This window comes from Streptomyces sp. SudanB5_2050, from assembly GCF_964272335.1.
In the GTDB taxonomy this organism is placed as follows: domain Bacteria; phylum Actinomycetota; class Actinomycetes; order Streptomycetales; family Streptomycetaceae; genus Streptomyces; species Streptomyces rochei.
Map to the genome: position 1 here is coordinate 6113707 of NZ_OZ186760.1, position 11568 is coordinate 6125274.

Genomic DNA, 11568 nt, shown 5'->3' on the forward strand with positions numbered 1-11568 from the left:
AGGGGGCCGCTGCCCGCCTGCCCGGCGTCGGCGGCGGCGTGGTGTCGCCGGTGCCTCGCCGGGCCGGGGGCGTCAGCCGACGGGCTCCGACACCACGGCGCGCAGCGGACCCAGCAGCCGGTTGACCGCCCGGACCCCCGCGGGGGCGTCCAGCCGGTGGCACTCCTCGGGCCCGCCGGCGAGCAGGTCGCCGGGGCACCGGTCGCCGAACAACTGCAGTGCCCGGCGCGGCATGCAGCGCTTCGACGTCCAGGCCAGACCCTGCGCGAGAGCGCTGTGCTCCCGGATCAGCCGGACCCAGTAGCGGGTCTGCGCGTACTCCGTGCTGGTGACCAGCCAGTCGTCCTGCCACACGGCCGCCAGCCCCTCGGCCCCGGTGAGGTCCACCAGCGTCACGTCCGCGCGGGTGCGTACCGCCGACAGCAGGTACCGCGACGCCTGCGCCCACGGGATCTGCCGCACGGCCGTCCGCCCGTCGAACTCCACCGAACGCAGCAGCACTTCCGCGAGCGCGGTCACCGGATCGAGCGCCGCGTACAGGTACGGGTACGGGTCCTTCTCCGTGGAGTCGAACCGGCTCCCCTTGAAATGCTCGTGCGCCGGTACGGGGTTGAACTCGTCCACCGCGTAACGGCTCAGGTGGCAGCGCCAGAGCAGCGTCCCCGCCGGGACCACGGTGAGCAGCGGCTCCATGGCGACCCCCTCGGGCGGGATCTGCCCGGTCATCCGTCGCCCTCCACCAGCTCGGCCGCGGCCCGCACCAGCTCGTCGTCGGGCAGCGTGCCGACGAGGTCGGCGGGGACGCCGCGCAGCCACGCGTTGCCGCCCAGCCACCAGTCGGCGGCGCCCCAGGGGTCGCGGTCGGCCCGCAGCAACTCGTTCACCCGCCGGACGACCGGCAGGGGCTCGGCGGTGCCGGGCCGGAACTGGAAACGGGGGTAGCGGGCACCGGACCGGGGGTCGTCGAGCCGGATCACGCCCGGGGGCGCGGACGTGCCGGCCGGTGGCCCGCCGGGCAGCCGCTCGTGCTCCCGGGACGACAGCGCCGGCGCGGCCAGCAGCCGGGCCCGCGCGGCACCCAGCAGGGCGCCGGGGTCGGGCGGGGGTTCACCGAGAATGTCGATCAGCTCCGACACCGACGCGGCCGACGGCGGGCGGAACGCTTCGGTGGCGTACCGCCGGCCGCCGAGGTGGGCGGAGATCGGATGCCCGGGCGGGAGCACCGACAGCGCGCGGGTCAGGCGGCGCAGGGCACGGGCGACGCCCCGCGCCCGGTCGGCGGCGGTCTCCTCGTGGAGCAGCCGCAGCGTCGCGACGACCTCCTCACGCGTCTCGTCGTCGAGTTCGCCGCGCAGCAGCGCGGCGTGCTCCCGCAGCGACGCGAGCAGGTCCGTGGGGTTCACCGTGTGCCCTCCCTGGGTGCGGCCGGGGCCGGCGCCGCCGGCGCCGGGTTGCCCTGGTGGACGAAGGCGGCCCAGGCTTCGGGCCGGTCACGGAAGTCCTGGCGCAGACGGTGGCCCGCGACGCTCCGCAGACCGGGCGGCGTGGGGCGCCGGCCGGGCGGGGCCAGCATCCAGCGCTGGGCGGCGCGCAGGGCGTCCGGCGGGGCGAGACCGGCGGCCAGCGCGTCGTGCAGGGCCAGCATGAGCAGTTCCGAGGCCCCGTCGGGAACCCGCCAGCGGGAGCCGATGGCGTCCGCGGCGAGCCGGTGCACCAGTACCGAGTTCACGGTGAGCGCCTCGTCGTGGTCACGGGTCGTCAGGTCCGTCTCGCACGCGCTGCACACCACCAGCGGCCCGGACCGGCGGTCCGCGGTGCCGTCCGCGCGGGTGTCCAGGAGCGCGCTCAGCGTGAGGTCGGCGCCGTCCGCGCCGTCCGCCGCCTCCGGTTCGCGGGGCGCCAGCCGCAGCGCCGAGGCGGTCGGGTCGGGCCCGGCCAGTCCGTGGCAGGCGAGGTGCACCAGGGAGGCGGGAGCGCCGTCCGCCTCGCCGAGGACCGCCAGCACCCGTTCCGGGGTGGGGGCGGCGCTCCCGTGCTCGTCCTCGCCCTCGGACAGCACGGTGGCCCCCGGGTAGTGGACCTCCCCGAGGATCTCGACCTCCTCCTCCGCCCACGGCAGGTCGTCCCCGTGGAAGACCAGCACCGGGTGCTCACCCGGTGGCATCCGCCGCCGGGCCGCCGCGCGCAGGAACTCCCCGCCCGAGGCGGCGTGGGAGACGACGGCCACCTCGCACAGCCGCACGGCGGGCGGAGCGCCGTACCGCTCGGGCGGCCGTACCACCGCCGCCTGCCACGGCACCACCCCCAGCTCGCCCCCCGGCACGAGCACCAGCCGCACGGCCGCGCACGCGTGTCCCGCGCCGCCCTCACCGACGAGGCCCGCCCCGCCGACGACGCCCGCCGCGCCGGGGGCGTCGCCCGCGTCACCCGCGCGGTGCGTGCCGGACGCGGTGACCGAGGCGTCCCCCACCGTCGCCGGACCACGGGCGTCGTCCGCGAGCATGGCGCCCTCCGTACCGGCGGCGGTGGGCGTGGGCTTCGGGACCGGGGCCGTCCCCGGGGTGCCGGACCCGGCGTTCTCACCGGGTGAGTCGGCCCCCGTAGCCGTAGCCGTGGCCGTGGCCGGGACTCCGGGGGACGGGTGAGGGTGGGCCGGGCAGCGGGCGAGGCCCGACTCGCACAGGGCCCGGGGCCACAGGTCCAGGCCGTCCAGGACCGGGGTCAGCACCTCGCCCGCCCACGCGCACAGGTCGTCCAGGGAGGCCGACCAGGCCCGTTCCGCCCGGTTCCACTCCTGGTGGGACGCCTCGACGCCCGGCGCCTCCAACCGCTGCCTGGCCGCGCCCGCCGCCAGGAAGGCGGTCACCGGGGACCGTCCGCCCACGGACAGCCCGGGCGAGGGCACCACCCGCACCGGTCCCTCCGGCGTGATCAGCAGCAGCGCGCCGTCCTGCGTGCCGGAACCCGGCAGCAGATGGACCAGGACGTCCGCCCCGGACCGGGCCAGTCCGGCCCGCAACTCCGCCACCGTCCCGGCCGCCGGTTCGCCGGCCGGGCGCTCCCGCCCCCGCAGCAGGGCCAGCGACCGCCGGCGCACCTCGCCGGACAGGACGGGACCCCCGTCGGCCGCGTTGGACAGCAACGCGTCGAGGGGCGAGCCGTCTTCCGCGCCCGGCAGCGCGGCGAGTCCGCCCGACGGGGCGGCCCGCCAGCGTGCCGCGAGGTCACCGGCGCCCAGCGCCTCCAGCCGGTCGGCGACCGAGGCGGACACCGCCGCCGCGCGCAGCACCAGGGAGCGGCCTGCCTCCAGACACCCCACCGCCTCCTCGGCGTCGCCGGTCCGCAGCGCCCACAGGGCCGCCGCACGCCCGAGGTCGGCCCCTTGCCGCGCCATCCGCAGACCGTGCCGCACGCCCACCTGGAGCAGCACGTCGTCCGCCGCCGACCGCAGCGCGTCCCGGGCGGCGACCACGGCGGCCCGCAGGTCCGCGACGGCCGCGGGCGTGCCGGGCCGGGCGTCCGCCCGGTCGGCCAGCCGCTCGGCCAGCATCACGTGGACGGAGGTCTCGCCGGGGGAGTCCGGCGCCATGGCCGCACGCGCCTGCTCGAGTTCCGCCACCGCCTCCTCGAGCGCCGCGACGTCACCCGTCAGGTCGTACAGGGAGTGCAGCGCGATGGCGATGCCGCTGTGCACCCGGGCCTCGAAGTCGAAGGTGAGGCCGGGCCGGCCCAGCACCGACCGCGCGCGTTCGATGCCCGCCGCGATCCGGCCGGGGTCCTTCTCGACCGTCGCGATCAGCGCCAGCAGCGGCGCCCAGGAGGCGTCCATCAGGTTCTGCAGCGCCGGAGGCGTCACCGCCGTGTCCAGGACCTGCTCGTAGTGGTGGGCGGCGGCGCGCACGTCCTCGACCGTCCGGCTGAGCCAGGCCAGCCCCAGGGACGCCGTGCCCAGCGTGTACGACAGGAGCACCGACAGCCACTCCAGGCCGTCGTCGACCACGGCGTCCAGGTCGTGCAGGTCCAGCAGGACCGACTCCACGCCCTCCACGTCCTTCGCGTCCAGGGCCTGTTGGAGGGCGATCTGGAGCCGGGCGATCCGGGCGCAGCAGTGCATCGTGATCGCGTCCGGGTCGTCCGTGGAGGGAGCCGCCCGGTCGAGGTCGCGCAGGACGGCGTCGGCCAGCTCCTCGTCCTGGAGGCTGCCGCCGGTCATGCTGCCGGCGAGGAGGACGCCGCCCACGACCGGCAGCAGCCAGTCGGTGCGCTTCGCGGCGTCGATCTCCCCGGCGGCGAAGGCCTCCTGCATCAGCCGGAGCGCGTCGCCCATGGCCTCCATGTCACCGGTGCGCGTCCCCTGGCTCAGGTGCGTCAGCGCGGCGATCATCCGGCTGGACAGCGTCGCGGGGTCCTGTGCGGCATCCGGGTCGGACCCGGTCAGCGCGGCGATGAGCGCGGGCGCGTCCGCCTCGTCCAGGGTGCCGGGGTTCATCGCCTCGGCGAGCGCCATCAACTCCCACAGCGGGGTCAGGCCCGCGTCGTCCGGACCCGTGGGCTGCGGACCCCGCGGAAGCTCGCCCCCGGGGAACGCCGACTTCAGCGCGGGCACCACCGAGTCCAACAACCGGGGCAGCATGGGCGGCGCACCCCCGCCGGGCTGCGGCAACCGCCCGGACCGCAACAGCCGCTCCGCGAACGCGAGCACGGCCGAGGTGTCGCCCCGCCGCAGCGCGTCGATGCCGTGAGTGAGGCCGTCCAGCAGCTCGCCCAGCTCCGGGGGCAGGTTCCCGCCGGACTCCTCGCGCAGCAGCCGGGCCAGCAGCTCGGTGTCCTCCAGCATCCCCGAACCGCCGTGCTCGGCGGGCCGCCCGAGTTCCGTGGCCCACTGGAGGTCGGCCAGCCGCAGCGCCTTCGCGTCCGCCATGCCCGACGCCCGCACATGCTCCTGCACCCGCGCCATCCGCGACCCCAGCATGCGGACCAGACCGCGGCGGGCGGCGGCCCGGCCGGCCGCGTCCAGGTGCTCCGACACCCGGGCCCGGTCGAGCAGTTCACGCGCGCGGCACCGGTCGGCGTCCCGCTGACCGAGGGCGTACCTCGTGGCCGTCAGGAGCCCCAGGCGGGCCTCCACCCGCGCCAGCAGCCCTTCCTGACCGGCGAGCGGACGCAACTCCTCGGCCACCGAGCCGAGTTCGTCGCACAGCGCGTCGAGGGCCGGGCCGTGCGGCCCGTCGTACTCCCCGACCAGCACCGGGACGTCGAGGTCCGTCACCCGGGCGAGAACGGCCTCGGCCCGGGCCGGCGGCGAGTCGTGCGAGGCGTCCGTCATCGGCATCCCCTCCCCACGCCATGATGCCCGTTCGGCCCGCGGGGCAGGGGCGGTTGACGCGGGCCGGTACCGCGCCGCCGGAGATCGACCGGTTCCCGCACGGAATCCGACCACTGTCCGTGCGGACCGGGCGATCTCCGGGCGTCCGGCCTAGAACACGGCCACCGCGTGGTCCCCTTGGTCCTGGGCCGGCCGCGCGCCGGCGCGGCGGAGGGGACGGAGGGACGCGCATGACGGGATCGGACGGCACCCTGCGGACGGATCAGGGCCCCGCCACCCGGGAGCCGGTGCCGTACCGCGAGGTGACGGAGGACCACTACGCGCCGACGTACACGGCGGAGGTCACCGTGACGCCCGTCGACGCGGAGAGCGTGGTGCTCAGCGGCCGCTGCCCGCGATGCCGGTGCCCGGCGGTGTTCCTCCACGCCCCCCGGACCTTCCGCGCCGCCCCGCGCCGCGCCGGCCGGAGCGACATCCCGGTGATCTGCACCTGCACCACGCCCCACCCCGACCGCCCGGAGGACGAGACGGGCTGCGGCGCCTACTGGAACGTACGACTGGAGCGGGCGTGACCGCCGGGCCGCGCGTGACGCCCGGCCCGGCGGCCACCCCGGCGGACCGCCGGGCCGCCCGTCGCGCGCAGGACCTGCTGGCACACGAACTGCCCCGGGTCCGCGAGGCGGCGCACGCCTGGCGCAACGGACTCGCCGGCCTCTTCGTCGGACTGCTGGGCTTCGGCCTCGTCAAGGGCCGTACCGACGTCAGCAAGCTCGCCCCGCCCTACGGCGCCCTGGTCGGCGCGGCACTGCTGCTGTCCCTGCTCTGCGGCACGGTGGCCGTGCTCCACCTGCTGCGCGCGGCGCACGGCGCGCCCCGCACGGTGCCCCTGGCCACGGGGACCGGGGCGGACGCCGCCCTGCTGCACGCCCAGGACCACCTGGAGACCCTGCGCAGCGTCCGGGCGCTGCGCCTCGGCGTGGCGCACACCCTCCTCTGCGCGGCCGCGCTGGTCACGGCGGTCGCCCTCACCTGGTACGGGCCGGTGCGCGAGGCGCCGCGCCTGCTGGTGCGGACCGCCACGGCCGACTTCTGCGGACAGCCCGTGCGGGTCACCGACGGCCGACTGACGCTCAAGACCTCGACCGGAGAGGTGAACGTGTCCCTCGCGGACGTCATCGGTCTGGGCGCCGTCGACACCTGTCCGGCCCCGGCCGCCCGCGGCGCGGAAAAACCGGTGGCGTCCCCGCCCCGGCTCTCCTAAGGTGACGGACGTGGTCACGCGCACCGGACGTGAGCACACATCGGCCGCCGTGCCGTGACCGAGCGAGAGAGGAGGTGTGACCGATGGCTGTCTTTGCGATGGGCCCTGCCCGCTTCCCGACACCGTCCGTTTCATCCTCCTCCGTGGTCGCCGGCCGGCAGACCAGCTGACTCCGCGCGCCGACGCGCGCCGGCCGGGGCCACCCTCGTGAAGGGTCCCCCCTTGACTTCCACCTCCCGTTCCACCGCCCACTCCGCCCTCAGCCCGTACGGCTGGGACGAGGACTGGGCCGACGCGTTCGCCCCGTACGACGCCGAAGGGCTGCTGCCCGGCCGCGTCGTCCGGGTCGACCGCGGGCAGTGCGACGTCGTCACCCCCGACGGCGTCCTGCGCGCGGACACCGCGTTCGTCACCCCGCACGACCCGCTGCGCGTCGTCTGCACCGGGGACTGGGTCGCCGTCGAACCCGACGGCAACCCGCGCTACGTACGGACGTACCTGCCGCGCCGTACCGCCTTCGTGCGCTCCACCTCCTCCAAGCGGTCCGAGGGGCAGATCCTCGCGGCCAACGTCGACCACGCCATCGTCGCCGTGTCCCTGGCCGTCGAACTCGACCTCGCCCGCGTCGAACGGTTCCTCGCGCTCGCCTGGGAGTCCGGGGCGCAGCCCCTGGTCGTGCTGACCAAGGCCGACCTGGTGCCCGACCCGGTGACCCTCGCCCACCTCGTCCAGGACGTGGAGACCTCCGCGCCCGGGGTGACCGTGCTGGCGGTCAGCGCCGCGCTGGGGGAGGGGCTGGACGTCCTCGCCGCCGTCGTCGGCGGCGGCACCGCCGTCCTGCTCGGCCAGTCCGGCGCGGGCAAGTCCACCCTCGCCAACGCCCTGCTCGGCGAGGACGTCATGGACGTCCAGGCCACCCGCGACGCGGACGGCAAGGGCCGGCACACCACCACCACCCGCAACCTCCTCGTCATGCCCGGCGGGGGAGTGCTCATCGACACCCCCGGGCTGCGGGGCGTCGGACTGTGGGACGCGGGCAGCGGGGTCGGGCAGGTCTTCGCCGAGATCGAGGAACTGGCGCGCGACTGCCGCTTCCACGACTGCGCCCACGAGAGCGAGCCGGGCTGCGCCGTCCTCGCCGCCATCGACGACGGCGAACTGCCCGAACGGCGGCTGGAGAGCTACCGCAAGCTCATGCGGGAGAACCAGCGCATCGTCGCCAAGACCGACGCCCGGCTGCGCGCCGAGATCCGCAAGGAGTGGAAGCGGCGGGGTGCCATCGGCAAGGCGGCGATGGAGGCCAAGCGCGGACACCTGCGGTAACGGGCGGGCGACCCGCGTCACGTCGCCGACGCGATGTCCGATTTCCGCCGGACCGGCTCGCCGGTCTGGCGGAGACTGGACGGCATGACGACGCGGAGTGTGGCGCCGGCGACGGCGTCGGACAGCAGGTACGAGGCGGTGCGCAGCCGGGACGCCCGGTTCGACGGGGTGTTCTTCTTCGCCGTCGAGACCACCGGGATCTACTGCCGGCCCAGCTGCCCCGCGGTCACGCCGAAGCGGAGCAACGTGCGGTTCTTCGCGACGGCCGCCGCCGCGCAGGGCTCCGGCTTCCGGGCCTGCCGGCGGTGCCGCCCGGACGCCGTGCCGGGCTCCGCGGAGTGGAACGTCCGCGCCGACGTGGTGGGCCGGGCGATGCGCCTGATCGGCGACGGGGTCGTCGACCGCGAGGGCGTCACCGGCCTCGCCGGCCGGCTCGGCTACAGCGCCCGCCAGGTACAGCGGCAGCTCACCGCCGAGCTGGGCGCCGGGCCCGTGGCCCTGGCCCGCGCCCAGCGGGCGCACACCGCGCGCGTCCTGCTGCAGACCACCGCCCTGCCGGTCACCGAGATCGCCTTCGCGTCCGGATTCGCCAGCGTGCGGCAGTTCAACGACACCGTCCGGGCCGTGTACGCGGCCACCCCGAGCGAGCTGCGCGCCGCCGCGCCCGCCCGGGACCGCGCCGCCTCCCGGCACGCCGCCACCCCGTCCGCCGGCATCCCGCTGCGGCTCGCCCACCGGGGCCCCTACCGGGCGGGGCCGGTCTTCGACCTGCTCCAGCGGGAGGCCGTCGCCGGGGTCGAGGAGGTGAGCGGCCCGCCGGACCGCCGCGTCTACCGGCGCACCCTGCGGCTGCCGTACGGCACCGGCATCGTCGCCGTCGACGAACGCCCGGGCCGCCCGCGCACCGGCAGCGGCGGCTGGCTCGACGCCCGCCTCCACCTCACCGACCTGCGGGACCTGACCACCGCCGTACAGCGGCTGCGCCGGCTGTTCGACCTCGACGCCGACCCGTACGCGGTCGACAGACACCTCGGCGCCGACCCCCGCCTCGCCCCGCTGGTCGCCGCCCGCCCCGGGCTGCGCTCGCCGGGGGCCGCCGACCCCGACGAGTTCGCGGTGCGCGCTCTGGTGGGGCGGACGGAGGCCGAGCGGCTGGTCCAGCGGTACGGCAAGACGCTCGACGCGCCGTGCGGCACCCTCACCCACCTCTTCCCCGAACCGGGCGTCCTCGCCGGGGCCGAGCCGCACGGCACCCTCGGGGCCCTCGCCGCCGCCCTCGCCGACGGCGTCGTACGCCTCGACGCCGGCGCCGACCGGGACGCCGCCGAACGGGCGCTGCTCGCCGTACCCGGCGTGGACGCGGCCGTGGCCGCCGCCGTCCGCGCCCGCGCCCTCGGCGACCCGGACGCCGCCCCGCCCGGCGCCGCCCTGCCCGACACCTGGCGCCCCTGGCGCTCCTACGCCCTGAACCACCTGCGCGCAGCGGGAGAACCGGAGAACGACCGATGACGACGACCACCACCGCCACGTACTGGACCGAGCTGGACAGCCCCGTGGGCCGGCTGCTGCTCACCGCCGCCCCGGACGGCGCGCTCACCTCCCTGTCCGTGCCCGGTCAGAAGGGCGGACGAGCCGTCCGGGAGGACTGGCGGCACGACGCCGGGCCCTTCCGGGCGGCCGGTGAGCAGCTCGCCGCCTACTTCGCCGGGGAGCTGACGGAGTTCCGGCTGCCGCTGCGCGCCGAGGGGACCGCCTTCCGGGAGCGCGTGTGGGCGGCCCTGGACGACGTCCCCTACGGGGAGACGACGACCTACGGGGAGATCGCCGCGCGCATCGGGGCCTCCCGCCCCGCGGTACGCGCCGTCGGCGGCGCGATCGGCGCCAATCCGCTGCTGATCCTGCGCCCCTGCCACCGGGTGATCGGGGCCGACGGGTCCCTGACCGGGTACGCCGGCGGCCTGGAGCGCAAGACGCGACTGCTCGCCCTCGAGGGCGTCCCGGCCCCGGCCCCGGCCCCGGCCCCTAGCCGGCCAGTACCGCCCCCAGCCACGCCCCGGTGATCAGCAGGCAGGCGAAGAACTCCGTCAGCACCCCGTAGCCGCCCGAGCGCAGCGCCGTCCGCAGCGCCGCCACCGCCTCGCCGTGCCGGCCCAGCCGCAGCCGCTCGGCGAGGTAGATGCCGCCCATGAAGCCGGGCACCGCGCCGACCACCGGGACCAGCACGAAGCCGAGGACGGCTCCGGCGCCCCCGTACAGCGTGAGCCGGCGGGTGGCGTCGTCGGCGCGCAGCCGCCGCCGGGACGGCAGCGCCCAGCGCACCGCCAGGGACAGCAGCAGGACGACGGTCGCGCCGACCAGCACGGCCCACGCGAGCGGGCGCGGGTCCTTCAGCGCCCACCACAGGACCCCGGCCCACACCAGCCACGATCCGGGCATGCCGGGGAAGAGCACCCCGCACAGTCCGAGCAGGATGACCAGCCCGGACAGCAGGAGGTCCCACGCTCCCATCTGTCCAGGGTGCCGGACCCGGGCGCGGTCCGCAGATCCCCGGGCGGGGCCGGCGCACCGGTCAGGACTTCCTGGCCACCCACTCCCTCTCGTACGCGTGCCAGCCGAGCTGGAGCCGGGTGGTGACGCCGGTCAGCTCCATCAGGCGCTTCACCCGGCGCTGCACGGTCCGCAGCCCCAGATCGAGCTGCTTGGCGACGCTCGCGTCGGTCAGGCCGGCCAGCAGCAGGGACAGGATCTCCAGGTCCGTGCCGTCGGGCCCGTCGGGGCCGTGCTCGCTCACACCGGACGCCCCGAGCCGCAGCGGCAACGCGTCCCGCCACACCGTCTCGAACAGGCCCGACAGCAGCTCCAGCAGGCCGCTGGCGTGCACGACCAGCGCGGCGGGCTCCGACGAGTGCGCGGTGAGCGGTACCAGAGCGAGGGACCGGTCGGCGACGACCAGCTTCGTGGGGACGCGGTCCACCACCCGCACCTGTTCGTCCCGGCCCAGCGCGGCCGTCAGCTCGGTGATGCCGGTCGGCAGGTCCAGCACCGCCCGTTCCACCACGACCCGGTAGCGCACCCCGCGTCCGGTGGCCTGCTCCTCGGCGTCGTTCTCCATGCCGGTCACCGCGACCGGGTTGCCGGTGACCAGCGCGCACACCTCGTCGCTCGCCCCGAGCTGGAGCTGCAGGAAGCGCTGGGCGACGGCCCCGGCGCCGGTCACCACCTCCACCAGATCGTGCACCGCGGGTTCGGCGGCGGCCGCGCGGTACTCCTCGGCCAGCAGCGCCGCCGCCAGCTCCGCCCGCTCCAGCTCGTGCCGCTGCTGGGTGAGGAGCGCCCCCAGCGCCACCCCCGGCGGCGCGGCGACCCAGCGGCCGGGCCGGGCCGAGGACTGCGCCGCGAGCCCGTTCTGCTCCAGCCGCCGCAGCGCCCGCTCCGTCTCCCGCTCGCCCAGCGCCAGCCTGCGGGCCAGATCGGGCACGTCGGCGGCGCCCACGGACACCAGCGCCCGGTACGCCGACTCGTGCGTGTCCTCCAGCCCCAGCACTCCCAGCATCAGACGTCGCCCCTCCCCGAGCACGGACCTCACCAGCCGCGGGCCCGTCGCGTGGCGGAAAACGGCCACGGCGCAAACCCGCCTCGGAACATCATCGCCGTACCG

Annotated in this window: 10 protein-coding genes; 5 read left to right on the plus strand and 5 right to left on the minus strand. The window is 76.7% G+C overall.

Features of this window, described 5'->3' with window-relative positions:
- Positions 1-72: 72 nt before the first annotated feature.
- From ACFZP7_RS27230 to ACFZP7_RS27240, 3 genes are read right to left on the minus strand one after another with little or no spacing between them, the layout of a single operon-like run.
- Positions 73-726, minus strand: a complete 654-nt coding sequence (locus tag ACFZP7_RS27230; protein ID WP_019326085.1) for an RES family NAD+ phosphorylase — start codon at positions 724-726, stop codon at positions 73-75.
- Positions 723-1403 (minus strand): hypothetical protein, encoded by a 681-nt coding sequence (locus ACFZP7_RS27235; RefSeq protein ID WP_385636327.1) that lies wholly within the window; start codon positions 1401-1403, stop codon positions 723-725. Before ACFZP7_RS27235 ends, ACFZP7_RS27230 begins: the two co-directional genes overlap by 4 nt.
- Positions 1400-5326 (minus strand): CHAT domain-containing protein, encoded by a 3927-nt coding sequence (locus tag ACFZP7_RS27240; RefSeq protein ID WP_385636329.1) that lies wholly within the window; start codon positions 5324-5326, stop codon positions 1400-1402. The genes ACFZP7_RS27235 and ACFZP7_RS27240 overlap by 4 nt, the downstream gene beginning before the upstream one ends.
- Before the next feature lie 230 nt (positions 5327-5556).
- Between ACFZP7_RS27240 and ACFZP7_RS27245 the strand changes: the two genes are divergently transcribed.
- The 5 genes from ACFZP7_RS27245 to ACFZP7_RS27265 all read left to right on the plus strand — a co-directional run bounded on the left by ACFZP7_RS27245 (position 5557) and on the right by ACFZP7_RS27265 (position 9970).
- Positions 5557-5898, plus strand: a complete 342-nt coding sequence (locus ACFZP7_RS27245) for a hypothetical protein (RefSeq protein WP_127443567.1) — start codon at positions 5557-5559, stop codon at positions 5896-5898.
- The gene (locus ACFZP7_RS27250) at positions 5895-6587 is read left to right on the plus strand and encodes a hypothetical protein (protein WP_385636331.1); all 693 of its coding nucleotides are present in this window, start codon (positions 5895-5897) and stop codon (positions 6585-6587) included. Before ACFZP7_RS27245 ends, ACFZP7_RS27250 begins: the two co-directional genes overlap by 4 nt.
- Before the next feature lie 222 nt (positions 6588-6809).
- Positions 6810-7910, plus strand: a complete 1101-nt coding sequence (gene rsgA, locus ACFZP7_RS27255; RefSeq protein WP_385636334.1) for a ribosome small subunit-dependent GTPase A — start codon at positions 6810-6812, stop codon at positions 7908-7910.
- An 84-nt stretch (positions 7911-7994) separates the two neighbouring features.
- Complete coding sequence (locus tag ACFZP7_RS27260; protein ID WP_019326091.1) at positions 7995-9419, plus strand: bifunctional transcriptional activator/DNA repair enzyme AdaA; 1425 nt, start codon at positions 7995-7997, stop codon at positions 9417-9419.
- Positions 9416-9970, plus strand: coding sequence for a methylated-DNA--[protein]-cysteine S-methyltransferase (locus tag ACFZP7_RS27265; RefSeq protein WP_385636336.1), 555 nt, complete (start codon positions 9416-9418; stop codon positions 9968-9970). The genes ACFZP7_RS27260 and ACFZP7_RS27265 overlap by 4 nt, the downstream gene beginning before the upstream one ends.
- On the opposite strand, the gene ACFZP7_RS27270 is transcribed toward ACFZP7_RS27265, so the two are convergent.
- Both ACFZP7_RS27270 and ACFZP7_RS27275 read right to left on the minus strand, forming a co-directional pair.
- Entirely contained in the window at positions 9933-10418 is a 486-nt protein-coding gene (locus ACFZP7_RS27270) for a DUF456 domain-containing protein (protein ID WP_385636337.1), read from the minus strand. The two genes, ACFZP7_RS27265 and ACFZP7_RS27270, sit on opposite strands and share 38 nt — an antisense overlap.
- 61 nt (positions 10419-10479) lie before the next feature.
- Entirely contained in the window at positions 10480-11463 is a 984-nt protein-coding gene (locus ACFZP7_RS27275) for a helix-turn-helix domain-containing protein (protein ID WP_019326094.1), read from the minus strand.
- Positions 11464-11568 lie beyond the last annotated feature (105 nt).

What these genes read in the sequence shown, in the direction of transcription:
- ACFZP7_RS27230 (WP_019326085.1), bottom strand. Translation starts at nt 726, where the DNA reads ATGACCGGGCAGATCCCGCCCGAGGGGGTCGCCATGGAGCCGCTGCTC.
- ACFZP7_RS27240 (WP_385636329.1), bottom strand. Translation starts at nt 5,326, where the DNA reads ATGACGGACGCCTCGCACGACTCGCCGCCGGCCCGGGCCGAGGCCGTT.
- ACFZP7_RS27245 (WP_127443567.1), top strand. Translation starts at nt 5,557, where the DNA reads ATGACGGGATCGGACGGCACCCTGCGGACGGATCAGGGCCCCGCCACC.
- ACFZP7_RS27260 (WP_019326091.1), top strand. Translation starts at nt 7,995, where the DNA reads ATGACGACGCGGAGTGTGGCGCCGGCGACGGCGTCGGACAGCAGGTAC.
- ACFZP7_RS27265 (WP_385636336.1), top strand. Translation starts at nt 9,416, where the DNA reads ATGACGACGACCACCACCGCCACGTACTGGACCGAGCTGGACAGCCCC.
- ACFZP7_RS27270 (WP_385636337.1), bottom strand. Translation starts at nt 10,418, where the DNA reads ATGGGAGCGTGGGACCTCCTGCTGTCCGGGCTGGTCATCCTGCTCGGA.
- ACFZP7_RS27275 (WP_019326094.1), bottom strand. Translation starts at nt 11,463, where the DNA reads ATGCTGGGAGTGCTGGGGCTGGAGGACACGCACGAGTCGGCGTACCGG.